Source organism: Stenotrophomonas pavanii, from assembly GCF_900101175.1.
Lineage (GTDB): Bacteria > Pseudomonadota > Gammaproteobacteria > Xanthomonadales > Xanthomonadaceae > Stenotrophomonas > Stenotrophomonas pavanii.
The window spans coordinates 371,893-398,779 of record NZ_FNFQ01000003.1 but is presented as its reverse complement, the minus strand read 5'-3'; the positions used below and the strand labels follow the sequence as shown (position 1 = coordinate 398,779).

22 protein-coding genes and 1 riboswitch are annotated in these 26,887 nt (G+C 68.1%); of the genes, 10 read left to right on the top strand and 12 right to left on the bottom strand.

Going from position 1 to position 26,887, the window contains the following annotated elements:
- Nucleotide 1 precedes the first annotated feature (1 nt).
- The 3 genes from BLS66_RS07940 to BLS66_RS07930 all read right to left on the bottom strand — a co-directional run bounded on the left by BLS66_RS07940 (nt 2) and on the right by BLS66_RS07930 (nt 3,802).
- Nucleotides 2–2,194, bottom strand: coding sequence for a TonB-dependent hemoglobin/transferrin/lactoferrin family receptor (locus BLS66_RS07940; RefSeq protein WP_279626474.1), 2,193 nt, complete (start codon nt 2,192–2,194; stop codon nt 2–4).
- 154 nt (nt 2,195–2,348) lie between these two features.
- Nucleotides 2,349–2,543 carry a hemin uptake protein HemP gene (gene hemP / locus BLS66_RS07935; RefSeq protein ID WP_005412278.1) on the bottom strand — a complete coding sequence of 65 codons (195 nt, stop codon included), beginning with the start codon at nt 2,541–2,543 and terminating at the stop codon, nt 2,349–2,351.
- A 287-nt stretch (nt 2,544–2,830) separates the two neighbouring features.
- Entirely contained in the window at nt 2,831–3,802 is a 972-nt protein-coding gene (locus BLS66_RS07930) for an aldo/keto reductase (RefSeq protein WP_049466556.1), read from the bottom strand.
- A 193-nt stretch (nt 3,803–3,995) separates the two neighbouring features.
- Here BLS66_RS07930 and BLS66_RS07925 point away from each other — a divergent pair, with 193 nt between their 5' ends.
- The 5 genes from BLS66_RS07925 (at nt 3,996) to BLS66_RS07905 (ending at nt 8,922) form a co-directional block, all read left to right on the top strand.
- On the top strand, nt 3,996–5,294 hold the full coding sequence (locus tag BLS66_RS07925; RefSeq protein ID WP_049466534.1) for a NupC/NupG family nucleoside CNT transporter: 1,299 nt from the start codon (nt 3,996–3,998) through the stop codon (nt 5,292–5,294).
- A 25-nt stretch (nt 5,295–5,319) separates the two neighbouring features.
- Nucleotides 5,320–6,285, top strand: a complete 966-nt coding sequence (locus BLS66_RS07920; protein ID WP_049466532.1) for a ribokinase — start codon at nt 5,320–5,322, stop codon at nt 6,283–6,285.
- A 149-nt stretch (nt 6,286–6,434) separates the two neighbouring features.
- On the top strand, nt 6,435–6,866 hold the full coding sequence (locus BLS66_RS07915; RefSeq protein WP_057494309.1) for a hypothetical protein: 432 nt from the start codon (nt 6,435–6,437) through the stop codon (nt 6,864–6,866).
- A 147-nt stretch (nt 6,867–7,013) separates the two neighbouring features.
- Nucleotides 7,014–8,009, top strand: a complete 996-nt coding sequence (gene dusB, locus BLS66_RS07910; protein WP_057494388.1) for a tRNA dihydrouridine synthase DusB — start codon at nt 7,014–7,016, stop codon at nt 8,007–8,009.
- Nucleotides 8,010–8,094: 85 nt separating this feature from the next.
- Nucleotides 8,095–8,922 carry a class I SAM-dependent methyltransferase gene (locus BLS66_RS07905; protein ID WP_049468181.1) on the top strand — a complete coding sequence of 276 codons (828 nt, stop codon included), beginning with the start codon at nt 8,095–8,097 and terminating at the stop codon, nt 8,920–8,922.
- Nucleotides 8,923–9,166: 244 nt separating this feature from the next.
- Here the strand turns inward: BLS66_RS07905 and BLS66_RS07900 are convergent, their stop codons facing one another.
- From BLS66_RS07900 to olsF, 3 genes are all read right to left on the bottom strand, one after another.
- A complete protein-coding gene (locus BLS66_RS07900) occupies nt 9,167–10,213 on the bottom strand; it encodes a metal-dependent hydrolase (RefSeq protein WP_074725590.1) in 1,047 nt (348 codons plus the stop codon).
- A 139-nt stretch (nt 10,214–10,352) separates the two neighbouring features.
- Entirely contained in the window at nt 10,353–11,153 is an 801-nt protein-coding gene (locus BLS66_RS07895) for a UDP-2,3-diacylglucosamine diphosphatase (protein ID WP_057494307.1), read from the bottom strand.
- A complete protein-coding gene (gene olsF, locus BLS66_RS07890; RefSeq protein WP_049468188.1) occupies nt 11,150–12,865 on the bottom strand; it encodes a bifunctional ornithine lipid synthase OlsF in 1,716 nt (571 codons plus the stop codon). Before olsF ends, BLS66_RS07895 begins: the two co-directional genes overlap by 4 nt.
- Nucleotides 12,866–13,199: 334 nt before the next feature.
- Here olsF and metK point away from each other — a divergent pair, with 334 nt between their 5' ends.
- Nucleotides 13,200–14,411, top strand: coding sequence for a methionine adenosyltransferase (gene metK, locus BLS66_RS07885; RefSeq protein WP_005408103.1), 1,212 nt, complete (start codon nt 13,200–13,202; stop codon nt 14,409–14,411).
- Nucleotides 14,412–14,551: 140 nt separating this feature from the next.
- The gene (locus tag BLS66_RS07880; protein WP_057494305.1) at nt 14,552–15,058 is read left to right on the top strand and encodes an acyl-CoA thioesterase; all 507 of its coding nucleotides are present in this window, start codon (nt 14,552–14,554) and stop codon (nt 15,056–15,058) included.
- 87 nt (nt 15,059–15,145) lie between these two features.
- On the opposite strand, the gene ppc is transcribed toward BLS66_RS07880, so the two are convergent.
- Together ppc and BLS66_RS07870 are read right to left on the bottom strand one after the other, a co-directional pair.
- Nucleotides 15,146–17,857 (bottom strand): phosphoenolpyruvate carboxylase, encoded by a 2,712-nt coding sequence (gene ppc, locus BLS66_RS07875; RefSeq protein WP_074725589.1) that lies wholly within the window; start codon nt 17,855–17,857, stop codon nt 15,146–15,148.
- 172 nt (nt 17,858–18,029) lie between these two features.
- A complete protein-coding gene (locus BLS66_RS07870) occupies nt 18,030–20,546 on the bottom strand; it encodes a S9 family peptidase (RefSeq protein ID WP_057494303.1) in 2,517 nt (838 codons plus the stop codon).
- Nucleotides 20,547–20,666: 120 nt separating this feature from the next.
- Nucleotides 20,667–20,750, top strand: a riboswitch (S-adenosyl-L-homocysteine riboswitch).
- 36 nt (nt 20,751–20,786) lie between these two features.
- Here BLS66_RS07870 and ahcY point away from each other — a divergent pair.
- The 3 genes from ahcY (at nt 20,787) to BLS66_RS07855 (ending at nt 23,367) form a co-directional block, all read left to right on the top strand.
- The gene (gene ahcY, locus BLS66_RS07865) at nt 20,787–22,232 is read left to right on the top strand and encodes an adenosylhomocysteinase (protein WP_053462184.1); all 1,446 of its coding nucleotides are present in this window, start codon (nt 20,787–20,789) and stop codon (nt 22,230–22,232) included.
- A gap of 176 nt (nt 22,233–22,408) precedes the next feature.
- The gene (gene ybaK / locus BLS66_RS07860; protein ID WP_074725588.1) at nt 22,409–22,882 is read left to right on the top strand and encodes a Cys-tRNA(Pro) deacylase; all 474 of its coding nucleotides are present in this window, start codon (nt 22,409–22,411) and stop codon (nt 22,880–22,882) included.
- Nucleotides 22,882–23,367, top strand: a complete 486-nt coding sequence (locus BLS66_RS07855; RefSeq protein WP_057494301.1) for a hypothetical protein — start codon at nt 22,882–22,884, stop codon at nt 23,365–23,367. Before ybaK ends, BLS66_RS07855 begins: the two co-directional genes overlap by 1 nt.
- Before the next feature lie 75 nt (nt 23,368–23,442).
- Here the strand turns inward: BLS66_RS07855 and BLS66_RS07850 are convergent, their stop codons facing one another.
- Genes BLS66_RS07850 through BLS66_RS07835 form a run of 4 tightly spaced genes read right to left on the bottom strand, consistent with a single transcriptional unit; the run spans nt 23,443 to nt 26,776 of the window.
- Nucleotides 23,443–24,000 carry a DUF3228 family protein gene (locus BLS66_RS07850; RefSeq protein WP_074725587.1) on the bottom strand — a complete coding sequence of 186 codons (558 nt, stop codon included), beginning with the start codon at nt 23,998–24,000 and terminating at the stop codon, nt 23,443–23,445.
- Nucleotides 24,001–24,050: 50 nt separating this feature from the next.
- Complete coding sequence (locus BLS66_RS07845; RefSeq protein ID WP_057494299.1) at nt 24,051–24,782, bottom strand: LytR/AlgR family response regulator transcription factor; 732 nt, start codon at nt 24,780–24,782, stop codon at nt 24,051–24,053.
- The gene (locus BLS66_RS07840) at nt 24,779–25,825 is read right to left on the bottom strand and encodes a sensor histidine kinase (RefSeq protein WP_074725644.1); all 1,047 of its coding nucleotides are present in this window, start codon (nt 25,823–25,825) and stop codon (nt 24,779–24,781) included. The genes BLS66_RS07845 and BLS66_RS07840 overlap by 4 nt, the downstream gene beginning before the upstream one ends.
- Before the next feature lie 24 nt (nt 25,826–25,849).
- On the bottom strand, nt 25,850–26,776 hold the full coding sequence (locus BLS66_RS07835) for an alpha/beta fold hydrolase (protein ID WP_074725586.1): 927 nt from the start codon (nt 26,774–26,776) through the stop codon (nt 25,850–25,852).
- Nucleotides 26,777–26,887 lie beyond the last annotated feature (111 nt).

Below are 26,887 nucleotides of genomic sequence, written 5' to 3'. Positions count from 1 at the left end.
GTCACCAGGAAACGGCAAGGCTGGCGGAGAAGGTGCGGCCCGGGCTGGTGTAGCGATCCAGCACGCGGCTGGTCGGCGACAGTGTCGAGCCCACGTTGGACCAGTCGATGTAGCGCTTGTCGCCCAGGTTGAACACACCGACGTTGAAAGTGGCGCCCGGCGCGAAGTTCCAGTGCGCCATCAGGTCGGCCACGCCGTAGCCGGCCGGGCGGTACACCGTCGCTGCGGCGACGCGGTCCTTGCGCTTGACGAAGGTACCGGCCAGTTCGACGCCCCAGGTATCGGTGTCGTACATCAGGCCGACGGTGCCGCGCAGCGGGTCGACCGAATCCAGCGGCGTGTCTTCGGTCTTGTTGTCGCCGCGCGACCAGGCCACCGCACTGCGCAGTGCCCAGCCCTGCAGGCCCGGGCTGATCTGGCCGAAGTCGACGCCGGCCTTCAGTTCAGCACCGTAGATGCGCGCATCGGCGATGTTGCGCGACTGGAACACCATCAGGCCCTGCGCGTTGGTGCCGACCAGCGACTGCGACTCGATGAAGTCCTTGTACTCGTTGTAGTAGCCGCTGACGCTGACGTAGGCCGCCGGCGACAGGAAGCGCAGGCCCAGCTCCAGGCCGTCGCTGGTTTCCGGCTTCAGGTCCGGATTGGGAATGGCGGTGTAGCCGAAGGCGAAGTTGGTGAAACCGAGGTTGACGTCGTTGTACGGCGGCGAGCGGAAGCCACGCGAATAGCCGGCGAACAGCGACCATTCGTCGGTGAAGCGGTAGACCATGCCCAGCTTCGGCGAGACGCTGGTCTTGGTCAGCCTGGCCACCGCAACGCCGGGATTGTCCTCGGCGAAGATGCTGTCCACTTCCGGCTTCAGTTCGTAGCGGTCCACGCGCACGCCCGGCACCAGCGACAGCTTGCCGCCGGCCATGCGCATTTCATCCTGCGCGTACAGGCCCAGCTCGGTGGTCTTGCTGATCGGGAAATCGCGTACCGGGAAGGCGTCGGGCAGGATGGTGGTGCTGGTCTGGCCATTGGCCAGCACCTGGTAGCCGTCGCGCTTCTGGCGGATCTCGGTGCGCGCGCCCTCGAAGCCGTAGGTCAGCGCGTGTTCGACACTGCCGGTGCTGAACGCCTTGTTGAACTGTGCCTGCAGGCCGTACACGCGCTGGTCGAAGCTGAACTCGCGGTGGCGACGGCTGCGGTTGGCACGGTCTTCGTCGGTGACCTGGGTGGTCTCGCTGTGCTGGGTATACGCCTGCCAGTGCAGGCTGTCGGCGAAGCCCTTGTCCAGCGCATCCATTTCATGGGCGAACGACACGCGGGTGCGGTTCTGGGTGTCGCGTGCCTTCATGCCGGTGGTGGTGGTGCGGTCGATCGAGGACAGCACGTGGGTATCGGTGGTGTCTTCGTTGCCTTCCACGGTCAGGCGGAAACGCTGGTCCTCGCTCGGCGCATAGACCAGCTTGGCCAGGCCACTGCGACCGTCGCGGTCCTGCGGGTTGGGCGCAGTGCGGGTGTTGTCGAGGCTGCGCACATCGCCCTTGTTGCCGGTTTCCTGGCCCTGGCGATGGTTGAGGTTGACCATGCCGCTCCAGTGCTCGCCACCAAACGCGCCGGTCACGCCGCCGAGCAGGCCCTTCCACTCGCCGTCGTAGCCGAACTTCAGGCCGACGTAGCTGTCCTTGCCATCCTTCAGGTAATCGGCCGGATCCTTGGTGACGAAGGCGACCACGCCCCCGAGCGCATCGGAGCCATACAGCGAGCTGGCCGGACCGCGCACGATCTCCACGCGCTTGAGCGTGTCCAGATCGGTGAAGTTGCGGTTGGCGTTGGAGAACGAACCGATCGCGAAGCTGGTGGGCATGGCGATGCCGTCGGTCTGCACGCGCACGCGGTTGCCGTCCAGGCCGCGGATGCGGATGCTGCCAAGGCCGAAGCGCGCGGCACTGCGGCTGACCGACAGGCCCGGCTCGTAGCGCAGCAGGTCCTTGATGTCCTGCACCAGGTGCCGGTCCATCTGCTCGCGGTCGATGACATCGACGGTGGCCGCCACGTCACTGACCGCCCGCTCGGTGCGGGTGGCGGTGACCTGCACGCGGTCGAATTCGCGCGCATCGGGTGCGGCGGTGGCCGCGTCAGCAGCATGGGCGGACAGCGGCAGGGCCATCCAGACGGCAACGCAAAGGGCGGTAGGGCGGGTCATCGGGTTCGTTCGGTCAGGCAGGGGAACCCCCGGTTACCGGCACACCCGGAAGGTGCACGCGGTAGACCGGGGGGGAGAGAGCGGGAGCGGACGGGTCGCCCACCCTGCCGGCGCGGCCGACAGGAGGGAGGGCGGGCGGGCGACCAGGCCGCGATTACTTGGTCAGGATCAGCTTGTCGTTGCTGGTGTGCCGCAGGCGATAGAAGCGGTCGCCGTGCTGGATCAGGATTTCACGACGGCCCTTGAGCAGGGCCTCGCTGTCGATGACCTCTTCCGGCGGAACGACACGGACCGGGCGATCGCGGAGGGTCAGCGTTTCGGGGCGCAGCAGTACAGGTTGAGCATTCATGAGCATCTGGACTCGTGCGAGGGACGAGTTAAATGATAATGATTCTCAGTTGACAATCAACAACCATTCTCAATTTGATTGATGAGATTAATGATCGAATTCTGAAATTCGATAGATCATGTCAATCAAAGGACGAAGCAGCCGTGTAGAGTCGACTGTCAGTCGACTGCTGTAGCTCGAAGCAGTCGGTCATTCGAAGCAGTCGACTGACAGTCGACTCTACCGTTCCCGTTCCCGTTCCCTCGGCCGAGCCGGCCCGACCGAGCCCACGCCCGGTCGGCCGGGTTTCAGGCGAAGGCGGCTTCGACGTCGGCCCAGCCGGCCGCGTCGACCTGCTCCAGCACGTCCAGTGCCTGCAGGTTCTGCAGCAGCTGGCTGACCCGGCTGGCGCCGAGGATCACGCTGGAGACGTTCGGGTTGCGCAGGCACCAGGCGATGGCCAGCGTGGCCGGCGCCTGCCCCAGTGCGCGCGCGACCGCACTGAAGCGGCGCACCTGGGCCAGGCGGGCCTCGGTGTCGTCACCCAGCACCAGCGCCTGCAGCCATTCCATGCCCTCGCGGCCCAGCCGCGCATCGGCCGGGATGCCCTGGTCGTACTTGCCGGTCAGCAGGCCCGAGGCCAGCGGCGAGAAGATGGTGGTGCCCAGCCCGGCACCGGCATACAGCGGCGCGTACTCGACCTCGACCCGCTCGCGGTGCAGCAGGTTGTACTGCGGCTGTTCCATCGACGGGCCCTGCAGGTTGTGCGCTTCGGCGATGTCCAGCGCCTGCTGGATCTGCGCCGCCGACCACTCCGAGGTGCCCCAGTAGAGGATCTTGCCCTGCCGCACCAGGGTGTCCATGGCGTGCACGGTCTCGGCGATCGGCGCGTCCGGATCCGGCCGGTGGCAGTAGTAGAGGTCCAGGTACTCCACCCGCAGGCGCTTGAGCGCGGCGTGGCAGGCATCGGTCACATGCTTGCGCGACAGGCCGCGCTGGGTCGGCCGTGGGTCCTTGGCGCTGCCGAAGAACACCTTGCTGGAGACGCAGATGCCGTCGCGCGGCAGGCGCAGGTCGGCGATCACATCGCCCATCACCTGTTCGGCGCGGCCGTTGGCATAGCCCTCGGCGTTGTCGAAGAAGTTGACGCCGTGGTCCCAGGCGGCCGCCACCAGGTTGCGGGCCTCGTCGCGCGGGATCTGGTCACCGAAGGTCACCCAGGCGCCGAAGGACAGGGCGGAAATCGGCAGGCCGGTAGAGCCCAGGCGACGGTATTGCATGCGAATCTCCTGCTGCGGGCCCGCATCCGGGCCGGGATCGAACCCCATTCTACCTGCCGTCGCCGGCCGCAAGCCCTTGCCGTTGCTGGCCCGATCGGTACCGTTGGGTGCGCGCACGCTGCTTTTTCTTGCCCCGGCCCCTGCCCTGCACTAGGCTTCCCGTTTTTCGCGACGCCCCAGGGGAGTCACTCACATGGTCGAAGGTTTGGGCAGGATCGGCTTCGGCCTGTTCGGGTTGGCGGTGCTGATCGGCATCACCTGGTTGTTTTCCAACAACAAGCGTGCAGTTGACTGGAAGCTGGTTGCCACCGGTATCACCCTGCAGATCGCCTTTGCGGCGCTGGTGATCCTGGTACCGGGCGGGCGCGACGTGTTCGATGCGCTGGGCAAGGGCTTCGTCAAGATCCTCAGCTTCGTCAACGAGGGCTCGGGCTTCATCTTCGGCTCGTTGATGGACACCAAGAACTACGGCTTCATCTTCGCCTTCCAGGTGCTGCCGACCATCATCTTCTTCTCGGCGCTGATGGGGGTGATGTACCACCTCAACGTCATGCAGGCGATCGTGCGCGTGATGGCCTGGTCGATCACCAAGGTGATGCGCGTGTCCGGCGCGGAAACCACCAGCGTCTGCGCCAGCGTCTTCATCGGCCAGACCGAGGCGCCGCTGACCGTGCGCCCGTACATCGCCAGGATGACCCAGTCCGAGCTGCTGACCATGATGATCGGCGGCATGGCGCACATCGCCGGCGGCGTGCTGGCGGCCTACGTGGGCATGCTCGGCGGTGGCGACCCGGCGCAGCAGGCCTTCTACGCCAAGCACCTGCTGGCAGCGAGCATCATGGCCGCACCGGCCACCCTGGTCGTGGCCAAGCTGCTGATCCCGGAAACCGGCACCCCGCTGACCCGCGGCACGGTGAAGATGGAAGTCGAAAAGACCTCCAGCAACATCATCGATGCGGCCGCTGCCGGTGCCGGCGACGGCCTGAAGCTGGCGCTGAACATCGGCGCGATGCTGCTGGCCTTCATCGCCCTGATCGCGCTGCTGAACGCCCCGCTGACCTGGTTCGGCGAGGTGACCGGCCTGGCCGCTGCCATCGGCAAGCCGACCAACCTGTCGACCATCTTCGGCTACGTGCTGGCCCCGATCGCGTGGGTGATCGGCACGCCGTGGGCCGACGCCACCACCGTCGGCTCGCTGATCGGCCAGAAGGTCGTGATCAACGAGTTCGTCGCCTACACCGAGCTGTCGCAGATCGTGAACGGCCAGATCCCCGGCGTGAGCCTGTCCGCCGAAGGTCGCCTGATTGCCACTTATGCACTGTGCGGCTTTGCCAACTTCAGCTCGATCGCGATCCAGATCGGCGGCATCGGCGGCCTGGCCCCGGAACGTCGTCACGACCTGGCCAAGTTCGGCCTGCGCGCGGTGCTGGGCGGTACCATTGCCACCTTCATGACGGCGACCATCGCCGGCGTGCTCACGCACTTCAGTTGAACCCCTGGTTGAGAAAAGATTTCCTATGAGCAGCAGTGTCGTTGTCGTCGGTTCCTTCAATGTCGATCACGTGTGGCGGTGCGAGTCGCTGCCGGCACCGGGTGCGACCATTGCCGGCCGCTACAGCACCGGCCCCGGGGGCAAGGGCTTCAACCAGGCCGTGGCGGCCTGCCGCGCCGGTGCCCAGACGCACTTCGTGTGCGCCTTGGGCGATGACGCCGGTGGCGCCACTGCGCGTGAACTGGCTGCGCAGGATGGCTTCGCGCTGATCGCCGAGGCCAGCAGCGAGCCGACCGGCACCGCTGGCATCTACGTGGATGCGCGTGGCCGCAACACGATCGTGATCGGACCGGGCGCCAACGCCGCGCTGGGCACCGATTTCCTGCAACAGCAGCAGGCCCTGCTGACCGGTGCCAAGGTGGTGCTGGTGCAGCTGGAATCGCCGGTGCAGACCATCGAAGCGGCGCTGGCCACGGCCCGCGAGGCCGGTGTCACCACCGTGCTCAACACCGCGCCGGCCGACGCGCCCTCGACCATCGGCCTGCTCAAGCTGGCCGATGTGATCACCCCGAACGAGACCGAGTTCGCCGCCCTGCTCGGCCGCCATGTCGGTGAGCGCGTGGACGCCAACGACGTCGCCGCGCTGGATGGCGCCAGCCTGCACGCGCTGTGCCGCAAGCTGGTCGGCAACGGTACCGTGGTGGTGACGCTGGGTTCGGTGGGCGTGTTCGTCTCGCACGCCGACGAGAACCTGCGCGGCGACACCCAGCCGTACTACCGCGTCGGTGCCGAACAGGTGCAGGCCATCGACACCACCGGTGCCGGTGATGCCTTCAACGGTGCGCTGGCTGCGTCGCTGGCACAGGTGGCCGATGCACCGTTCGCCCGCCACGTACGCTTCGCCAACCAGTTCGCCGGTCGTTCGACCGAGAAGGAAGGCGCCGCTGCAGCGATGCCGCGCTTCACCCCGGCCGATTCCGAAGCCAAGTAGATCCACCCCACGCGTGGATGAGACGGCCCGGGGGCGCAGGCACCCGGGCCTTTCTTTTGCCCATCCCCCCGCTCCTGCGACCGCCGGTCGCATTGCCGGCCCCCTGGCCTGCGCCCACCATCGGCGCAGCTTCCTTGCACGGGCAGGACGTGGACGGATTCCCCTGGTTGCTGGTCGCGGCCGCCGGCAGTGCCATCGCGGCCCTGCTGCACATCGGCTGCATCGCCTTCGGCGCCGCGTGGTACAGGTACTTCGGTGCCGGCCCGCGCGTGGTCCGGCTGGCGCACGCCGGGCACTGGTGGCCGCCGCTGATGACCGCCGGCATTACGGCCGTGCTGGTGGCCTGGACGCTGTACGCACTGGCCGCCGCGGGCTGGCATTCGCCGCTGCCGGCCAGCCGCTGGGTTCTGCCCGCCATCGGTGCCTTGCTGCTGCTGCGCGCCACGATGGGCTTCGGCCTGGCACTGTTCCGCCCCGGCTACAACGGCGTGCGCTTCTGGGTGGTCAGCTCGCTGGCCTGCCTGCGCCTGGGCCTGGCCTTCGCCCTGGGCACCCACCAGGCCTGGCAGCGCCTGGGTTAGCCGCCCACCATCGCGCGGCCCTTGGGGCGACGGAAGCAACCGTCAAGCATCTGCTGATGCCGGTACGGCATGAGGTCGGTGCCGATCGGCCTGAACCGGACCGCGCCCGGCACGGTCGGGCCGCCGCTTGCGCCCTACAATGGGCGCATGCAGATCGGCCCGTACACCATCGCCCCCAACGTCGTGCTGGCGCCCATGGCCGGCGTCACCGACAAGCCCTTCCGCCTGCTGTGCAAACGGCTGGGCGCGGGGCTGGCCGCCTCGGAAATGACCATCAGCGACCCGCGCTTCTGGACCACGCGCAAGTCGATCCACCGCATGGACCATGACGGCGAGCCGGCGCCGATCAGCGTGCAGATCGCCGGTACCGAGCCGCAGCAGCTGGCCGACGCGGCCCGCTACAACGTGGACCATGGCGCGCAGATCATCGACATCAACATGGGCTGCCCGGCCAAGAAGGTGTGCAATGCGTGGGCGGGCTCGGCGCTGATGCGCGACGAGCAGCTGGTGGCGCGCATCCTCGAAGCCGTGGTCAACGCAGTGGACGTGCCGGTCACGCTGAAGATCCGCACCGGTTGGGACTGCGACCATCGCAATGGCCCGCTGATCGCGCGCATCGCCGAGGCCAGCGGCATCGCCGCGCTGGCCGTGCATGGCCGCACCCGCGACCAGCATTACACCGGCCAGGCCGAGTACGCCACCATCGGCGAGATCAAGGCCGCGCTGCGCATTCCGGTGATCGCCAACGGCGATATCGATTCGCCGCAGAAGGCGGCCTACGTGCTGCAGCAGACCGGGGTGGATGCCGTGATGATCGGCCGCTCCGCGCAGGGCCGGCCATGGATCTTCCGCGAAGTTGCGCACTACCTGGCCACCGGCGAGGAACTGCCACCGCCGTCGTTGGCGGAAGTACGCGACATCCTGCTCGGCCACCTGCATGCCCTGCACGCGTTCTACGGCGAGCCGCAGGGCGTGCGCATCGCACGCAAGCACCTGGGCTGGTATGCCAAGGACCGGCCGGAGAATGCCGCCTTCCGCGCAGTGGTCAACCGCGCCGAAGACCCGCAGAGCCAGATCGCGCTGACCACCGAATACTTCGACCGCCTGATCGCCGGGGAACCGGCGTTGTCATCTGCTGCCTGAGCGTACTGCCACGCCGTCGAGTCGAGCTTGCCCGACTGAATTTCCAGAGCCGTCGAGCATGCTCGACGCTACAAGAGCCCGCCCCATGACCCCGCCGATTTCCTCCCCGACTTACCTGCACGGCTTTTCCGGCACCGAACAGCAGCGCCTGATGACCCAGGCCCGGCTGCTGGAATCGAGCATCTTCGGCCAGATCGACTACGGCGGCGCGCGGCGCCTGCTGGAAGTCGGCAGTGGCGTCGGTGCGCAGACCGAGATCCTGCTGCGCCGCTTCCCCGAGCTGCACGTGACCGGCGTGGACCTGAGCGAAACGCAGCTGGCCACCGCGCGCGAGAACCTGGCGCGCACGCCGTGGTGCAGCGACCGCTACACCCTGCAGCAGGCCGACGCCGGCGAGCTGCCGTTCGAGGCACGCAGCTTCGACGCGGCGTTCCTGTGCTGGGTGCTGGAACACGTGCCTTCACCAGCGCGGGTGCTGAGCGAAGTGCGCCGCGTGCTGGCACCGGGTTCGCCGGTCTACATCACCGAGGTGATGAATGCCTCGTTCCTGCTCGACCCGTACTCGCCGCACATCTGGCGCTACTGGATGGCCTTCAACGACTTCCAGTACGACCACGGCGGCGACCCGTTCGTCGGCGCCAAGCTGGGCAACCTGCTGCTGGCCGGTGGCTTCCGCGACGTGCACACCGAGATCAAGACCATCCACCTGGACAACCGCGAACCGGCCCGTCGCAAGACGATGATCGCGTTCTGGGAACAACTGCTGCTGTCGGCGGCCGACCAGCTGCTGCAGGCCGGCTCGGTGGACGAGGAAACCGTGGAAGGCATGCGCCGCGAGTTCCGCCTGGTGCAGAACGACCCCAATGCGGTGTTCTTCTATTCGTTCGTGCAGGGCCGCGCCACGGTGTATTGAGCCGACGCGGCACTAATGCTCCCGCATCCACGCATGGCGTGGATCTACTCAACGGCGCCGGCTGCGGGTGCTGATCGACGCAGTAGGGCCACGCCATGCGTGGCTGCCACCGCCGATGTCCCTTCATCCACGCATGGCGTGGATCTACTCAACGGCGCCGGCTGCGGGTGCTGATCGACACAGTAGAGCCACGCCATGCGTGGCTGCCACCGCCGATGTCCCTTCATCCACGCATGGCGTGGATCTACTCGGCGGCACCGGCTACGGGCGCATGCCAGATCCGCTGCCACATCACGGCCAGCCGGCGACCGGCGTCGGCGCGCGCGGCCGGGCTGCGGTAATCCATCCGCACCTGCTCGGGAACGATCGCCCGCCACTGCCCGTCGGCCTGCTCGGCCACGACGAAGTTGAAGGTGTAGTCCGGCTCCAGGCCCATGCGCAGGTCACTCAGCACCAGCCGGCCGTCCACCACCCGTGCACGCATGAAGCCACGGTTGAACCACTGCAGCTGCTGCACCGCCGGGATGTCTCCCGCGTCGCGCAAGGCCTGCACGTTGGACGCATGGCCTTCGAACCGCATCGGCCCGTGGTCGGCCACCAGCGAGCGATCACCCACCACGTAGCCGTTGGGCGTCATCGCCACCACCCGCCACAGCAGGGTGTTGAACGGCATCGGCACCGAGAAGCGCGGCGCATCGCCCAGGCCCATCGCGGCCAGGCTCTGCTGCGCGGCACGGTCGACCTGCGCCTTGGCGATCAGGCCCCAGCCCAGGTAGCCACTGCTGATCAGCAGCGCCACGCCCAGCACCTTGCCCACCCACGGCCGGGCGCGGCCAAACCAAGCCAGCACGCAGCCCAGCAGCAGCCACACCGTATAACCCGGGTCGATGATGAAGACACTGGAACCCATGGTCGGGTGTGGCCGCAACGGCCACCACAGCTGCGTGCCATACACGGTGAACGCATCGAGCACGGGATGGGTGACCAGCGCCAGCTGGATCGCCCAGAACCAGCGCACGGGTGACTGTGCGACCCGACCGTTGCCGAAGCGCTTGAACAACCACCAGATCAATGCGGCCACCCAGGGCAGCACCAGCAGTGAATGGCTGAAGCTGCGGTGCTCGATCATGTTCGCCACCGGGTCGGCGGCGGTGAAGCCGAGCCACAGGGCGTCGAGGTCCGGCAGGGTGCCAAGCGCGGCACCGGCCAGCAGGGCCGCGCGGCGGTGGCCGGGCGGGGCGATGGCAGCAGCGACGGCGCCGCCGAGCACGATCTGGGTCAATGAATCCATGGCCTGATGCTAGCCGCTTGCGGGCGCGCCGTCTCACTCCCGGACACCGCCTCTGTAGAGTCGACTGCCAGTCGACTGCTCTTCCGTCAGGTTGCGGAAACCGCGCGCTACGCGCGACAGTCGACGCTACGGAAACGGGTCATGCTGCCTGCGACAAGCGCGCGCCTGGCAGTTCCGCCAGGGTCTGGCCGTTGTGGTCCAGCAGGCGCAGCGCGCCATCATGGTCTTCGGCCAGTGCGGTCAGGTTCTCCACCCAGTCACCATCGTTGGCATAGACCAGGCCATCGCGTTCGAGCAGTGCGGCACGATGGATGTGGCCACAGACGATACCGTCCAGGCCACGCCGGCGCACGTCGTCCAGCCCGGCCTGCACGAAGCGCTCGATGTAGCGTTCGGCGGCGCCGCTGCGCTTCTTCAGGAACTCCGACAGCGACCAGTAGCGCATGCCCAGCCGCCGCCGCACTGCATTCAAGGCATGGTTGCCGGTCAGGATGCGGTAGTACAGCCAGTCGCCGAACTTGTCCTGCAGGCCGCCGAAGTGGGTCACGCCGTCGTACTCGTCGCCGTGCGCGACCAGCAACCGGCGGCCATCGGCGGTCACGTGGATGGCGCGGCGGCGTACCTGCATGGCCGGCAGCATCACCCCGCACACGTGGCGCAGCGATGCGTCGTGGTTTCCGGGAATGTAGATGATCTCGGTACCGGCACGGCGCAGCGCGTGCAGGGCCTGGATGACGTCGCTGTGCGACTGCCGCCAATGGGCGCGGCGATGCGCCATCCACCACAGGTCGATGATGTCGCCGACCAGGTACAGCCGTTCGCAGCGCAGCTGCGACAGGAACCGTGCCAGCTCGGTGGCATGGCAATGACGTGAACCCAGGTGCACGTCGGAGACGAACACTGCGCGCCGGTGCGGCGACAGGTTCGCCAGCGTGCTCATGCCGGCGTCCCCGCGTCGCGCAGATAGCGTTTGCGCTTGTTTGGCCGGATCGCGCACAGGTCCACTTCGATCAGGCCGTCGATCGAATCGCTGAAGTCCGGGTCGACGCCGAACGCAAGGAAACGTGCGCCGCCGGGTTCGCACAGATCGGTGTACTGCCGGTACAGCGTCGGCACGCCGGTGCCGAGCGCGGCCAGGTTGGCCTTGAGCACATCGAAGGCTGCGCCTGCATCCAGCTCGCCGAAACTGGGCGGCGCGGCGAAGTACTGGAAGGGGCGGTTCGATTCGGCCAGCCCGGCGCTACCGCTGTAGTAGCGCTGGTAGTACGCCACCAGCTGCTCGCGTGCCTCGCGCGGCAGCGCCGCGCTGATCGACACGGCGCCGAACAGGTAGCGGATGCCGGGCCGGCACTGCAGGTAGGCGCCGATGCCCTGCCACAGGTAATCCAGGCTGCGGCTGCCCCAGTAGTCGGGCACCACGAAGCTGCGGCCCAGTTCCAGGCCCTCGGCGATGTGGGTGATCGCATCGTCGGAATAGCGGAACAGGGACGCGCTGTAGAGCCCGGACAGGCCGTGCCGGGCCAGGGCCTGCGCGCCGCGCATGATCCGGTAGGCACCGGCGATGCGCTGCGCGGCCGCGTCCCAGATCACGATGTGCTCGTACCGTGGGTCGTAGTCGTCCAGGTCGCGGCTGCGCCCGGTGCCCTCGCCGACCTGGCGGAAGGTCAGCTCGCGCAGGCGGCCCAGCTCCAGCAGCAGCGGGGAATCGGCGGTGCAGGTGGCCAGCAGGATCTGCTTGCCATCGGCGGTCTGGCCCAGCTGGGTCGCTGCGGCAATGCCGGCGGCGACCCGCGAAGGCGGCACCGGCGCCGCCAACGGCTCGGGGCCGGTGAACGCAGCGGCAGGGTCGGCCGCGCCGTTGCGGCCCAGCGCGTACAGCGCACGGCGCACGGCCAGCAGCTGCGCGCCCGGGTCACCGCCCTTGCCCAGCTGCATCGGCTCGCCGATGCTCAGCCGCAGCGGGCGGCCACGACGGGTGAACATCTCACGTGCCAGCAGCGCGGTACCGGCCGGCTTGAACAGGGTCGAGGCGCCGTAGAACAGCGCCGAGTTGCGCGCCTCCACCCGTACCGGCAGCACCGGTGCCCCGGCGGCGCGGGCAAAGCGGACGAACCCGCGCTGCCAGCGGCCATCGCGGATGCCGCGCAGCGACAGGCGCGAGACCTCGCCGGCCGGGAACACGATCACGCACTGCTCGGCAGCCAACGCCTGCTCCACCGCATGCAGGCTGCCGCGCTGCGCCTTGCCGCCGAGGATGCGCACCGGCAGCAGCAGATCCTGCAGCGGTGCGATCGCCCCCAGCAGGTCATTGGCCACGATCCGCACGTCGCGGCGTATACGGCCGACCGCGTCCAGCAGCGCCAGCGCATCCAGGGCTCCGGAAGGGTGATTGGCGACGATCAACAGGCGGCCGGTGGCCGGAATCCTGGCCAGCGCGGCCGGATCCACCTGGTACTGGCCACCGATGAATTCCAGGCCGGCGGCGACGAAGCCGAAGCCGCGCAATCCCGCACTGCGCTGCAGGAAGGCTTCGATCTGGTCCAGCCGCGACCAGCGGCCGACGCTTCGCAGCAACGGCCGCGCCAGTTGGCCGCGACGGCCGTGGAACCAGTCGGGGAAACGTTGCTGGAGGCGCTGTTCGAGTTCCTGCATGGCGGATCCACGGATGCCCGGCGGCCGGATTGGCCGACAGCCTGCGCCCGCCAGGCGGCAGCCAGATGGCGGTTTCGGGGCAGAACGATGACGCCCGCCCCACCCTGCCGACGGACCCGCGACCTGCGCGGCCGGCCCCGGCAGCCCCCGCCCCGCTGTCACGCTGGTGGAACACTGGGCCCCGCGCCCGGGGCCCAATCCCGCTGGGACAGGCCCTGCAGGCCGACACGGGCTTAACCACCGGCAACCGGTACAGGTTCACAATGCACAGGCGGCGCACCCCGTGTATCATGCGCGCCCATCTTTCCATCCGAATCAAGGGATATTACGCCTGATGTCCAGCTATCTCTTCACCTCCGAGTCGGTCTCCGAAGGCCATCCGGACAAGGTTGCCGACCAGATTTCCGATGCGGTGCTGGACGCGATCCTGACCCAGGACCAGCGCGCCCGCGTGGCCTGCGAGACCATGGTCAAGACCGGCGTTGCCATCGTGGCCGGTGAAATCACCACCAGCGCCTGGATCGACCTGGAAGCGCTGACCCGCAAGGTCATCACGGACATCGGCTATGACAGCTCCGACGTCGGCTTCGACGGCGCCACCTGCGGCGTGCTGAACCTGATCGGCAAGCAGTCGCCGCACATCGCCCAGGGCGTGGACCGCAAGAAGCCGGAAGAAATGGGCGCGGGCGACCAGGGCCTGATGTTCGGCTATGCCACCAACGAGACCGACAGCTACATGCCGGCCGCGATCCACCTGTCGCACCGCCTGGTCGAGCAGCAGGCCAAGATCCGCAAGAAGAAGAACTCGCCGCTGTCCTGGCTGCGCCCGGACGCCAAGAGCCAGGTCACCCTGCGCTATGAGAACGGCGTGGTCTCGGCCATCGACGCCGTGGTCCTGTCGACCCAGCACGCCCCGGGCATCAAGCAGAAGGACCTCATCGAGGCCGTCCGCGAAGAGATCATCAAGCCGGTGCTGCCGGCCAAGTGGCTGCATAAGGGCACCAAGTTCCACATCAACCCGACCGGCAAGTTCGAGATCGGCGGCCCGGTGGGCGACTGCGGCCTGACCGGCCGCAAGATCATCGTCGACACCTACGGCGGCTGGGCCCGTCACGGTGGTGGCGCGTTCTCCGGCAAGGACCCGTCCAAGGTCGACCGTTCGGCGGCCTACGCGGCCCGCTACGTCGCCAAGAACGTGGTCGCCGCCGGCCTGGCCGACCGTTGCGAAGTGCAGGTCTCCTACGCCATCGGCGTGGCTGAGCCGACCTCGATCTCGGTCACCACCTTCGGCACCGGCAAGATCAGCGACGACAAGATCGAGAAGCTGATCCGCAAGCACTTCGACCTGCGCCCGTACGGCATCATCAAGATGCTGGACCTGATCCACCCGATGTACCAGCAGACCGCGGCCTATGGCCACTTCGGCCGCAAGCCGAAGGAGTTCAGCTACCTCAACGGCGAAGGCGAGACCGTCAACGCCACGGCCTTCTCCTGGGAGAAGACCGACCGCGCCGCCGCCCTGCGCGCCGATGCGAAGCTGAAGTAAGACAGACGAAGGGCCGCGCAAGCGGCCCTTCTCTTTTCTGGTGGAGCCGGCCGCTGGCCGGCTTTTTCATGGCCTCCGGAAACAATCGCGCGGTTGCCGGCCAGCGGCCGGCCCTACCCGGTTGCCGATACAATCGCCCCATGTCGACCGAACTGAAAACCCACCAGCTGTCCATGACCGTGCTGATGTCGCCGGAGATGGCCAATTTCTCCGGCAAGGTCCACGGCGGCGCCATCCTGCGCCTGCTCGACCAGGTCGCCTACGCCTGCGCCAGCCGTTACGCCGGCAGCTACGTGGTCACCCTGTCGGTGGACCAGGTGATGTTCCGCCAGCCCATCGCGGTGGGCGAGCTGGTCACCTTCCTGGCCTCGGTCAACCACACCGGCACCTCGTCGATGGAGATCGGCATCAAGGTGGTGGCCGAGGACATCCTCAAGCGCAGCGTGCGCCACGCCAACAGCTGCTTCTTCACCATGGTGGCGGTGGATGAGGAAGGCCGGCCGACGCCCGTCCCGTCCTTGCAGCCGGCAACGTCCGACGAAAAACGCCGCCAGGCCGCAGCGCAGATCCGCCGCCAGCTGCGCCAGGAAATGGAGCAGCGCCACCTGGAACTGCTGGCGTCGAACCCGCCGTCGCCGGAAGAATGAGGTAGTGCCGGCCGCTGGCCGGCAACCTCGTGCGTGCCGGCAAACATCATGAGGTTGCCGGCCAGCGGCCGGCACTACCGCGACACCTCAACCGGTGTTCTGCACACCCTGCGAAACGCCATTCACGCACGCCACCAGCGCGCGCAACAGATCGTCATCCTCGCGCCCGCTGGCCCGCCAGCGCTGCAGCAGGTCGACCTGCAGCACGCTGATCGGGTCGACGTAGGGATTGCGCAGGCGGATCGACAACGCCAGACGCGCATCGTGGTCCAGCAGCGTCTGCTGGCCCATCAACGCCAGCAGCCAGTGCCGGGTGAGTTCCAGTTCGCGCTGCACCTGCGGGAAGAACCGGCCGTGCAGGTCGCCCGACAACCGCGAGAACTGCTCGGCGATGGTGATATCGCCTTTGGACAGCACCATCGCGATGTCGTCCAGGAAGGTGCGGAAAAACGGCCAGTCTCGCGCCATGTCGCGCAGGGTCTGTTCGTGGCCGGCATCGACCGCCGCCTGCAGGCCGCTGCCCACGCCGTACCAGCCGGGAATGACGGCACGCGCCTGGCTCCAGGCGAACACCCACGGAATCGCACGCAGGTTGCCCAGCGCGGCATCCTGGCCGAGCCGACGCGACGGCCGCGAGCCCAGCGTCATCCGCTCGATCACGTCGATCGGCGTGGCGGTACGGAAGTAATCCATGAAACCGGCCTGTCCAACGAAGGCGCGATACACCTCGCTGCTGGCAGAGGCGACCGCGTCCATCACCGGCCGCCAGTCGTCCTCGCGGGGTTCGGCGGCACGCGGGCGCAGGCTGGCGCGCAGCACCGCACCGGTGGCCTGTTCCAGCGACCGCAGCGCCAGCGCACGGATGCCGTACTTGCGGTGGATCACCTCGCCCTGCTCGGTCACCCGCAGGCGGCCATCGATGCTGCCGCGCGGCGACGCATCGACCGCATGCGTGGTCTTGCCGCCACCGCGGCTGATCGAGCCGCCACGGCCATGGAAGAAGGTCAGGCGGATGCCCGCCTCGGCTGCCACCTCCAGCAGTTCCACCTGCGCACGTTGCAGGCCCCAGCGCGAGGCGGCGATGCCACCGTCCTTGCTGCTGTCCGAATAGCCGAGCATCACCATCTGCACGTCCTCGCGCGCACGCAGGTGAGCGCGGTACACCGGATCGGCCAGCAGGTCACGCAGGGTCGCCGTGCCGCGCTTGAGGTCGTCCACCGTCTCGAACAGCGGCGCGATGTCCAGCGGGACTGATCCATTGCCTTCCACCAGCCCGCCACGGCGCGCCAGCGCCAACACCGCCAGCACGTCGCTGCGGTCGTGTGCCATCGAGATGATGTAGCTGCCCAGCGCATCACCACCGTGGCGCGCACGCGCATCGGCCAGTGCGGCGAACACCGCGTCCAGGCGCCGGTTGCCTTCGTCGTCGCCCTTCGGCAACGGGGCCTCACCGCTGGCATGCGGGGCCAGCAGGCGCGCGCGGCCCAAGGCATCCAGACCCTCCCACGCTGCGTCGCCGCCCAGCACTGCGGCCAGCGCGCGCGCATGCACGCTCGATTCCTGGCGTACGTCCAGCCGTGCCAGATGGAAGCCGAAGGTCTTCACCCGCCACAGCAGGCGTTGCACAGCGAAGCCACCGGCATGTTCACCGCGGTTCGCGCGTAGGCTGTCCAGGATCAGCTGTACGTCGTCGATCAGTTCGTCGGGGCCGGCATAGGCGCCTTCGCCATCCTCCAGCGTGGCCTGCAGGCGTGCGCGCATGCGGTCGTTGAGCAGGCGGTACGGCATGTCCGCATGGCGCGGCCGCGACTGCACCTGCGGCAGCAGCTGCTGGTAGTGCGCCACGCGCGCCTGCAGCGCCTCGCTCACGCCCACCCGCTCGGTGGACTGGCTGAGCAGGCTGGCCAGCTGCAGCAGTTCCTTCTGGTAGCGCCCGAGCACTGCCTGCCGCTGCGCATCCAGCGTATTGCGGATGGTGTGCGCGTCCACGTTCGGGTTGCCGTCCATGTCGCCGCCCACCCAGGTACCGAAGCGCAGCAGGCGCGGCAGCGGCAGTTCTTCGCCGTAGGTATCGCGCAGCGCCTGCTGCAGTGATTCGTACAGCACCGGAATCACGCGATACAGCACTTGCACCAGGTAGAAGCCGACGTGCTCGCGCTCGTCATCGACCGTGGGCCGCACTGGCGAGGAGTCGGTGGTCTGCCAGGAAGCGGTCAGCGCCATGCGGAAGCGCGCGGCATCGGCGGCGGCTTCCCCCGGCGTGCGCTGGCCGTCGAGGTTGTCGACCAGGCTGGCCACCATCAGCTGCTCTTTTTCCAGCAGCGCGCGGCGCACGGCTTCGGTCGGGTGCGCGGTGAACACCGGCTCGATGTCGATGCGCGGCAGCCACTGCGCCAGTTCGTCCAGCGTCACGCCCTGCGCCTTCAGGTGCTGCAGCGCATCCTGCAGGCCATCGGGCTGCGGCGCGGTGGTGCCCGCGCGCTGGTAATCACGGCGGCGGCGGATGCGATGCACGCGCTCGGCGATGTTGACCACCTGGAAGTAGGTGCTGAACGCCCGCACCATGGTCTCGGCCTGCTGCGGCGTGCGCCCGGCCAGCCCTTCGGCCAGCTCCGACAGCGGCGCCTGGTTCTCGCGGCGGGCGATGGCGCGGGTGCGCACGTCCTCGACATCATCGAGGAACGCGGCCGATACCTGTTCGACCAGCAGGTCGCCGACCAGTGCGCCGAGCCGGCGCACGTCATCGCGAAGCGGAAGATCGGGAGAAGCAAACTCGATGCTGCTGCGGTACTCGTTCATCGGCGACGCACAGGCCTCGGTCAACGGATCCAGACCCCAAGCCTATCCCAGATCGGGCGTCGTGCTGCGATGCAAAAATGGTTTCATCTGGTAGTGCCGGCCGCCGGCCGGCAACCTCAGGTTGCATGGCTCCATGAGGTTGCCGGCCAGCGGCCGGCACTACCCGGTCCGGTCAGCGCTTCTTCTTCGCCGTGCCCTGCGCGGCCGGGCCGATGGTCTGCTCCAGCCAGCGCTCGCTCTCGGCCAGCATGGTCATGATCGATTCGCGTGCGCGGTAGGCATGCGATTCGTTGGGCAGCATCACCAGCCGCGCGGTGCCACCCAGGCCCTTCACCGCGGCGAACATGCGCTCGCTCTGGATCGGGAACGTGCCGGAGTTGTTGTCGTCCACGCCGTGGATGAACAGGATCGGATCCTTGATCCTGTCGGCGTAGTTGAACGGCGCCATCTTCTGGTAGACGTCCTGTGCCTGCCAGTAGTTGCGTTCCTCGGCCTGGAAGCCGAACGGCGTGAGCGTGCGGTTGTAGGCGCCGCTGCGTGCGATGCCGGCCTTGAACAGGCGGGTGTGTGCCAGCAGGTTGGCCGTCATGAACGCGCCGTAGGAGTGGCCGCCAATGGCGATGTGATCGCGATCGGTCACGCCACGGCGCACCACCTCATCCACCGCGGCCTGCGCGTTGGCGACCAGCTGTTCGATATAGGTATCGTTCGGCTCCTTGTCGCCCTCGCCGATGATCGGCATCGACGGGCTGGCCAGCACCACGTAGCCCTTGGCCAGGAACGCCTGCGGGCCCCAGTAACTGATCGCATTGAAGCGGTACGGCGAATCGGTGACCTGGCTGGCCGCGGCCGCGCTCTTGAACTCACCCGGGTAGGCCCACATCAGCAGCGGGCGCGGGCCATCGCGCTTCGGGTCGTAGCCCGGCGGCAGCAGCAGGGTCGCGGTCAGGTCGACGCCATCCTTGCGCTTGTAGCGGATCTGCTCCTTCTGCACGCCCTTCAGCTGCGGCAGCGGATGGGCAAAGTGGGTCAGTGCGCGCGGCGCGGCGCTGGCATCGGCCAGCGACTGCACGAAGAAATTGGCCGGCTCGTCCGGGCTCTCACGGCTCAGCAGCAGCGAACTGCCCTGGTTGTCCAGCAATGCCACCGGCAGCGAATAGCTCGGCGCCTGCGAGTGGAACAGGCGCGTCGCCTTGCCCGTGGCGAGGTCGAAGCGATCCACGAACGGACGGTCGCCTTCCGGCGACGCGCCAGCACCGGCCAGGTACAGGCTGCCGCCATCGGGGCTGGTCTGCAGCAGCGAACGGCCGCGCTCGTCGCTGGCCAGCAGCGGCCGGCCCGGATCGGCGTAGCGGTCCTGCGCATCGCGATCCCACAGCAGGCGCGGTTCGGCGCTGGCAGTGTCCGGGGCGATCAGCCAGGTCTTGGTCCTGCGGGTCTTCCACCACGATTCGGTCAGCACGGCCAGGTCACCGCGGCCCCAGCTGATGCCGGCCAGGCGGCTGCCCAGCTGGGCCAGCGTCACCGGCGGCTTGTCGAACGGCGCGGCCTGCATCAGCACCGCGTCGCGCACCTTGGCGTCCCTGTTCGGGTCGCCACCATCCTGCGCTTCGGCCCAGACCAGGGTGGCATCGGCATCCCCCCGCCAGCTGATGTCGCGCACGCCGGTCACTTCGGCATCGTTGCCGGTCGGCAGGCCTTCCACCAGCGGCCGCACCGCCACGGTGTGCACCAGCGTGCCGCTGGCGCGGTCGATCACTTCGATGCGGCGCGGGAAGCTGCTCACCGGCACCACGTAGGAATACGGGCGCTGCACCGGCTGGCGCAGCACGAAGCGGCCATCGGGCGACACCGAGAAGCCCATGAAGATGCCGGCCGCACCGATCGCGCGGGTGCGCCCGTCCAGGCTGACTTCCACCGGCTGGGTGGTGGCGTAGTAGTCGAACTGGCGCGCATCGGCTTCGTTCTTCAGCAGGTCCTGGTAGGTCCGGATCGACACGACGCCGCCGTCCTGGCGGGTCTGCTGCACGGCCGGGCCGGTCGGGATGCCGTCGGCGGCCGGGGCGGGCCCCAGGTTCGCTGGGCGGGTGAACACCACCAGCCCCCGACTGTCCGGCAACCACTGGTAGCCACTGCCGATGACGGTGTTCAGGCCCGCAACCAGGCGGCGGGCGCTGCCGGCGGCCACGTCCACCAGCCACAGTTCGTTGGCGCCGCTGGTGGCGTCGACCTGGTTGAAAGCGAGCCACTTCTGGTCCGGCGACCACATCAGGCTGGCGATCGACAGCGTGGCCGGCAGGCCGCTGATCGGCCGTTCCCTGCCATCGGCCACGTTCATCAGCCACAGCTTCTCGCCGAAGCTGAAGCGGCTGTCGGAGAACGTGCGCGGGTTGATGCGCAGGCCGGCCAGCTTCAACTCCGGTTGCGCCACCACCTGGATCGACGGCAGCGACGGCATCTGCATCATCGCGGCCACGTCGCGGCGCGGCGACAGGAACAGCGACGGCGCGCGCGGCGCATCGACCACTGCCTGCAGCGCGGCCGACGGCAATTCATAGCCGGTCACGCCCTGGGCCTGTGCCGCAGCAGGCTGCGGCGCCACCGCCGAGGCCAGCGGGGCCACTGCCAGCAGTCCCATCGACAGGACCAGGCCGGTCCAGCGCCGCGTACGGCGCGCGTGCATGCTCATCGTTCCACCTGTGTGATGCGTGAAAACACCGACCTTAACAGTCCATGCACGCTTGCCCACCTGCCGATGGTTGGGTCATCCGGATGTCATGGCGAGGCCGCGATATAATGGGGGTTCTCCCCTGCCGAGGGGCGCTGCGACCGGATCCCCCGAGGCCCGGCCAGGCTCGGTAAGGTGGCTTTGTAACAACGGCGCCCGGCCAGATGCGAGCACCCGCTCGCCCACAACCGGAGCACATCAATGAACGCTGTTGCCAAGACCTTCTCCACCGAAGGTGATTACAAGATCCGCGACATCACGCTGGCCGACTGGGGCCGCAAGGAACTGGACATCGCCGAGCACGAGATGCCGGGCCTGATGTCGATCCGCCGCAAGTACCAGGCCGAGCTGCCGCTGAAGGGCGTGCGCGTGACCGGCTCGCTGCACATGACCATCCAGACCGCGGTGCTGATCGAGACCCTGAAGGACATCGGCGCCGACGTGCGCTGGGCCTCGTGCAACATCTTCTCGACCCAGGACCACGCGGCCGCCGCCATTGCCGCCACCGGCACCCCGGTGTTCGCCTGGAAGGGCGAGACCCTGGAAGAGTACTGGGACTGCACCCTGGACGCGCTGACCTTCACCCTGGCCGACGGCACCCTGACCGGCCCGGAGCTGGTGGTGGACGACGGTGGTGACGTGACCCTGCTGATCCACAAGGGCTACGAGCTGGAAAACGGCAGCGACTGGGTCAACACCGCCTCGTCCTCGCACGAAGAACAGGTCATCAAGAACCTGCTCAAGCGCGTGGCCAAGGAGCGCCCGGGTTACTGGGGCCGCGTGGTCAAGGACTGGAAGGGCGTCTCCGAAGAGACCACCACCGGCGTGCACCGCCTGTACCAGCTGGCACAGGCCGGCACCCTGCTGATCCCGGCGATCAACGTCAACGACTCGGTCACCAAGAGCAAGTTCGACAACCTGTACGGCTGCCGCGAGTCGCTGGCCGATGGCCTGAAGCGCGCGATGGACGTGATGCTGGCCGGCAAGGTGGCCGTGGTCTGCGGCTACGGCGACGTCGGCAAGGGCTGCGCCGCCTCGCTGCGTGCCTACGGCGCGCGCGTGATCGTCACCGAGATCGACCCGATCTGCGCCCTGCAGGCGGCGATGGAAGGCTACGAAGTCAACACCATCGAATCGACCCTGGGCCGTGCCGACCTGTACGTCACCACCACCGGCAACCGCGACATCATCCGCATCGAGCACCTGAGCGCGATGAAGGACCAGGCCATCGTCTGCAACATCGGCCACTTCGACAACGAGATCCAGGTCGACGCACTGGTGTCCTACCCGGGCATCAAGCACGTCAACATCAAGCCGCAGGTGGACAAGTACATCTTCCCGAACGGCAATGCGATCTTCCTGCTGGCCGAAGGCCGCCTGGTGAACCTGGGCTGCGCCACCGGCCACCCGAGCTTCGTGATGTCCAACAGCTTCGCCAACCAGACCCTGGCACAGATCGACCTGTGGGCGAACAAGGACAGCTACGAGAAGAAGGTCTACCTGCTGCCGAAGAAGCTGGACGAGGAAGTGGCCCGCCTGCACCTGGAAAAGATCGGCGTGAAGCTGACCACCCTGACCCAGGACCAGGCCGACTACATCGGCGTGCCGGTGGAAGGCCCGTTCAAGCCGGACCACTACCGCTACTGATGCCCTGCGCGGTGCCGGCCAGCGGCCGGCACTACCGGTGCATGCAAAGAACGGAACGGGCGCCCTCGGGCGCCCGTTCTGCGTTTGCGTGCGGCCGGACACCGCGCATCCTCACCCGGGGCGGGAACAATAGCCTCGGTCAAGGCAGCGCCCCTACGCCACGCTACGATGCCTGCATGACCCCGGCCATCAACCTGCTCAAGCGCGAGAAGATCGCCCACACCGTGCGCAGCTACGTGCACGACGCCCACGCCGAATCGTATGGCGGCGAAGCCGTCGACAAGCTCGGCCTCGACCCGGCCCAGGTGTTCAAGACTCTGCTGGCCAGTACCGAGGCCCCCGAACTGCTGGTGGCGATCGTGCCGGTGGCCGGCCAGCTCGACCTGAAGGCGCTGGCCGAAGCGGCCGGCTGCAAGAAGTGCGAGATGGCCGCCGCCGACGCCGCACAGCGCGCGACCGGCTACCTGGTCGGCGGCATCAGCCCACTGGGGCAGAAGAAGCGCCTGCGCACGTTCCTGGATGCCAGCGCGCAGGCGTTGCCCACGCTGCACGTCAGCGCCGGCCGCCGAGGCCTGGAAGTGGAACTGGCGCCGGCCGACCTGCTGCGCCTGACCGCTGGCCACTTCGCCGCCATCGGCAAGGCACGCTGATGCGCTGGCCCTGGACTGCCCGCCCGATACCGCGGCTGGACGATGCGCAGGCCGATGTGCTGCTGCAGGACCTGCTGTCGCGCGACGCCGAGCGCATCACCGACGCCGCCCGCGTCGTCGCACGACTGTTCAGTGCACCGTCGCTGGACGCATTGGCCGCGCATGTGGACCTGATCGAACGCAGCTGCCAGGGCATCGCTTTCGGCGGCATGCTGATCAGCAACCAGGCGCATCTGGAGGCGGCCCTGAAACGGCTGCGTTACTGGCAGGCGCACGCAGGCTGCCTGTGCGCGCTCAATCCCGGCTACCCGTTCTTCGATCCGCGCCGCCTGATCGAACAAGGACAGATGCAGCTGCTCGCGTTGCAGGCGGCCGAGGAGGGGTGGGGCGATTGCCACATCGTTGCCTGCACGCACTGCGGCCAGCATTGGCAGGCCATCGACCGCGAGTACCACTACCCGTGGTGGGAGTGGAAAGCTGCCTGAAGGCCAGGCAGCCACGCATGGCGTGGCTCTACTGCGGCCCGTACATTCACGCGAGGCGTGGATGACCAATGCCGCTCAGGGCCGCCAGTTGGCGTTGTTCTCCCAGAACGTAACGGCGCGCCGGTAGGCCTCGCGGTCCAGTGGTACGCCGGAACCGCCCTCTTCCACGCCCAGCGCATTGCGCATCATCGTGATCGGCGCCATCGGCACCTCTTCCGGTTCGGCGGTATAGATGCAACCGACGATGCCCCACTCGGCCTCGATCGGCGAGCCTTCCTTGGCCAGCTGCCCGGCGCTGTACAGGATCACCACCAGGTAGTTCGCACGCGGCGACTCCACGCCCTCGAACCAGCGCACCAGTACCGGCAGTTCGTCGCGATTGCGTGCCTCGTAACCACTGCGCAGCAGAGGGCGGTTGGCCTCGGTGATCGGCACGGTCAGGCAGCGCGTGCTGGTCCAGTTCTCGTAGACGAACAGTTTGCAGAACGGTGCATAGCCGTCCAGCACCTTCAGCGGCGCGTGCGCGTTGAGGTGCGCCTCGAACTGTTCGGCAGTGCAGTCCTGGATCGTGTTGCCACGCGGTACGCGCGGGAACAGGCGGGGACGGGCGAAATCGGTGAGGACGATGGACATGGCGCGGCGTGATCTGGGAATCCGCTGCACAGGGTAACCGCTGGCAGCGCCTACAGCGCCATCCGCTCGCGCAGCTCCCGCGCCTGCCGCCGCGACACCTCCACCTCGCTGCCATCCTCCAGCGTCAGGTCGTAGCCATCGCCGATGCTGGGCGCTATGCCGCGGATACGGCGCAGATTGACCAGCGTGTTGCGGTTGGCACGGAAGAACAGCTCCTGCGGCAAGCGAGCCTCCAGCGCGCTCAGGCTGCGGGTCAGCAACGCGTTCTGGTCGCGGAACCACAGCCGCGTGTAGTTGCCGTCCACCACCAGCCTGCGGATCTCCGAGACCGCGACGAACCAGCAGCGTTCGCCCTCGCGCACGAACACCTGGTCCTGCGCAGCCAGCGTGCTGCGCAGTGCCGGCGCCCCGCTCGCCCCTACGTTGCGCTCGCGCGCGCGCTCCAGTGCTTCCAACAGGCGCGGTGCCTCCACCGGCTTCACCAGATAGTCCAGCGCGTTGGCCTGGAACGCGCGCACCGCGTAGCTGTCATAGGCGGTGACGAAGACCACCGCCGGCACTGCCTCCAGGCCCTCCAGCACGTCGAAGCCGCTGCCGGAAGGCATCTGCACGTCCAGCAGCACCAGGTCCGGCGCCAGCGTGGCGATCGCCTCGCGTGCGGCGGGCACGTCGTCGGCCTCGCCGACGCACTGAACCCACGGCAGCGCCGACAACAGCGTACGCAGTTCCTGCCGCGCCAGCCGCGCATCATCCACGATCAACACGCGCAGCAGGCCACTCATTGTGGAATCTCCAGCAGGGCCTGCATGCGGTCGCCGACCGGCTGCAGCACGAATCGGCCACGCGTGCCCAACTGCGCATGCAGGTAGGCCAGGCCGACGCCATGGCCATGGGTGGGTTCGCTGCCGGTTGCACGTGGGTTCTCCACCTGCAACCGCAGCACGTCATTGTCCAGCGTGGCGCGGATCTGTACCTCGCCGCCGCCGGGGTGGCTGGCGATACCGTGCTTGATCGCGTTCTCCACCAGCAACTGCAACGCCATCGCCGGCAGCTGCGCCTGCGTGGCATCGGCATCGATCTGCTGCCGCACCTGCAGGCGCTGTTCGAAATGGACCGCCTCGATGGCCAGGTAATCGTCGACCACCGCCAGTTCCTCGGCCAACGTCACCTGCTCACTGCGGTTGTGCGCCAGCGCTTGGCGCAGCGTGCGCGACAGCCGCGTGACCATGTCGCGCGCACGCTCGGGATCTTCCAGGATCAGCGCGCGCAGGTTGTTCAGCGCATTGAACATGAAGTGCGGATTGAGCCGCGCACGCAGCGCGTCACGTTCCAGCGCACTGCGTTCGGCTTCGGCGCGCAGGCGTGCCAGTTCGGCGCCGCGTACGCGGCGAAGGCTGTGCAGGCTTGCCCAGAGCGCGGTCCACAGTGCCAGCATCACCGCGGTGGTGTACCAGTAGAGCAGCAGCGCCTTGGGGCTGAAGTCGGCCACCTGGCGACCGATGTCCACCCATCCCCAGGCCAGCGCTGCGTGCAACGCGATGTTCACCAGCAACTGTGCCAACGCAGCGCCTACGCCCACCGACAGCGCCAGTCGCAGCAGCAACCCGGCGGTCCCGCGCGACCACCAGCCGGCGCGCAGGGCCAGGGCGCGGATGCCGCCGCTGCACGCGAACAGGGTCAGCGCCAGGCCGACCGTGATCAATGCACCCGCACTTCCGGCGTCGGCGAGGTAGGCATGCCGCAAGCCAAGTCCCGCGGCGCCATAAAGCGCCCATACCAATGCATTGAGCAGCCAGAAGCGTACCGTCGAGGAGGAAGCCGGCATGTCCATTCCGAGGCGTGGTGAAACTCAGGGGTGGCGGTCGAGGAAGGCCTGCACCTGCCCGTGCAGCCAGCGCGGATCATCCCACATCAGGAAGTGGAAGCCCTGCGCGCTCATCGCGATCTGCACGCCCTGAAGCTTCGCGTACTGCGCCTGGAACACCGCACGCGTGCTGTCCTCGGTGCCACCCATCGGCTGGTAGCCGGCCCAGCTGCCCAGCACCAGCGTCGGTGCGGTGATCGAGGCGATGCTGTCGCGCAGGTCGGTGGTCATCACCGCATGCATGGCATCGGCCGTGGTCTGGCGATCACTGGCGTCGCCCCAACGACCCAGTTCGGCCTGGCGCTGCGTATCGCGGGTCAGGCCCGGCAGGCCGGCCTTCAGCTGCGCCTGCCATTGCGCGGCGTCGGCGGCGAGCATGCCGCTGCGCAGCCGGTCGGCCATGGGCCGTACGCTGGCCGCCGTGGCCTGCGGGTCGCGTGCCGCAGGCAGGAACGGCAAGGCATCGACCACCATCAGCGCACCGACCGTCTTCGGCTCGGCCTGCGCCATCTGCAGGCCCAACAGGCCCCCCAGGCTGTGGCCGATCACCGCCGGATGGTCCAGCTTCTGGTCATGCACATAGGCCAGCAGCTGGTCGCGCATGGCCGGAAGGAAATCCGCCGGCCGCGGGTCTGCCGGCGCGGCGCCGGCAAACCCCGGCAGCTGCACCAGGTGGCACTGCACATCCTTGAGGGCCCGGCAGGTCCCGCGCCAGACCTCTGCGCTGCTGTTGAGACCGGGGATCATCAGCAGCGGGCGGCCCTTGCCGACCACCTCGACCTGCACCTTGCCAGCGCTCGCGCCGGTGGCGGCATGTGCGGAACCGGAGCCCAGCACGGCCATCGCCATGCCGATCATCGCCAGCCGGGCCAGGGCGTTCATTGCGTACCAGAGTGCCAGCAAGATCTTCATCGTCTGCTCCTTCGTCGGGTGGGTGCTGCCGGGATGGGAACAGCGTGGCGCCGGCGCGGGGCCGCCGGTTGCGATTCCGGAGCAACGGCCGGTCGCCGCCGCGAACGGTCG

What these genes read in the sequence shown, in the direction of transcription:
- BLS66_RS07940 (WP_279626474.1), bottom strand. Translation starts at nt 2,194, where the DNA reads ATGACCCGCCCTACCGCCCTTTGCGTTGCCGTCTGGATGGCCCTGCCG.
- hemP (WP_005412278.1), bottom strand. Translation starts at nt 2,543, where the DNA reads ATGAATGCTCAACCTGTACTGCTGCGCCCCGAAACGCTGACCCTCCGC.
- BLS66_RS07930 (WP_049466556.1), bottom strand. Translation starts at nt 3,802, where the DNA reads ATGCAATACCGTCGCCTGGGCTCTACCGGCCTGCCGATTTCCGCCCTG.
- BLS66_RS07925 (WP_049466534.1), top strand. Translation starts at nt 3,996, where the DNA reads ATGGTCGAAGGTTTGGGCAGGATCGGCTTCGGCCTGTTCGGGTTGGCG.
- BLS66_RS07920 (WP_049466532.1), top strand. Translation starts at nt 5,320, where the DNA reads ATGAGCAGCAGTGTCGTTGTCGTCGGTTCCTTCAATGTCGATCACGTG.
- dusB (WP_057494388.1), top strand. Translation starts at nt 7,014, where the DNA reads ATGCAGATCGGCCCGTACACCATCGCCCCCAACGTCGTGCTGGCGCCC.
- BLS66_RS07905 (WP_049468181.1), top strand. Translation starts at nt 8,095, where the DNA reads ATGACCCCGCCGATTTCCTCCCCGACTTACCTGCACGGCTTTTCCGGC.
- BLS66_RS07900 (WP_074725590.1), bottom strand. Translation starts at nt 10,213, where the DNA reads ATGGATTCATTGACCCAGATCGTGCTCGGCGGCGCCGTCGCTGCTGCC.
- BLS66_RS07895 (WP_057494307.1), bottom strand. Translation starts at nt 11,153, where the DNA reads ATGAGCACGCTGGCGAACCTGTCGCCGCACCGGCGCGCAGTGTTCGTC.
- olsF (WP_049468188.1), bottom strand. Translation starts at nt 12,865, where the DNA reads ATGCAGGAACTCGAACAGCGCCTCCAGCAACGTTTCCCCGACTGGTTC.
- metK (WP_005408103.1), top strand. Translation starts at nt 13,200, where the DNA reads ATGTCCAGCTATCTCTTCACCTCCGAGTCGGTCTCCGAAGGCCATCCG.
- BLS66_RS07880 (WP_057494305.1), top strand. Translation starts at nt 14,552, where the DNA reads ATGTCGACCGAACTGAAAACCCACCAGCTGTCCATGACCGTGCTGATG.
- ppc (WP_074725589.1), bottom strand. Translation starts at nt 17,857, where the DNA reads ATGAACGAGTACCGCAGCAGCATCGAGTTTGCTTCTCCCGATCTTCCG.
- BLS66_RS07870 (WP_057494303.1), bottom strand. Translation starts at nt 20,546, where the DNA reads ATGAGCATGCACGCGCGCCGTACGCGGCGCTGGACCGGCCTGGTCCTG.
- ahcY (WP_053462184.1), top strand. Translation starts at nt 20,787, where the DNA reads ATGAACGCTGTTGCCAAGACCTTCTCCACCGAAGGTGATTACAAGATC.
- ybaK (WP_074725588.1), top strand. Translation starts at nt 22,409, where the DNA reads ATGACCCCGGCCATCAACCTGCTCAAGCGCGAGAAGATCGCCCACACC.
- BLS66_RS07855 (WP_057494301.1), top strand. Translation starts at nt 22,882, where the DNA reads ATGCGCTGGCCCTGGACTGCCCGCCCGATACCGCGGCTGGACGATGCG.
- BLS66_RS07850 (WP_074725587.1), bottom strand. Translation starts at nt 24,000, where the DNA reads ATGTCCATCGTCCTCACCGATTTCGCCCGTCCCCGCCTGTTCCCGCGC.
- BLS66_RS07845 (WP_057494299.1), bottom strand. Translation starts at nt 24,782, where the DNA reads ATGAGTGGCCTGCTGCGCGTGTTGATCGTGGATGATGCGCGGCTGGCG.
- BLS66_RS07840 (WP_074725644.1), bottom strand. Translation starts at nt 25,825, where the DNA reads ATGCCGGCTTCCTCCTCGACGGTACGCTTCTGGCTGCTCAATGCATTG.
- BLS66_RS07835 (WP_074725586.1), bottom strand. Translation starts at nt 26,776, where the DNA reads ATGAAGATCTTGCTGGCACTCTGGTACGCAATGAACGCCCTGGCCCGG.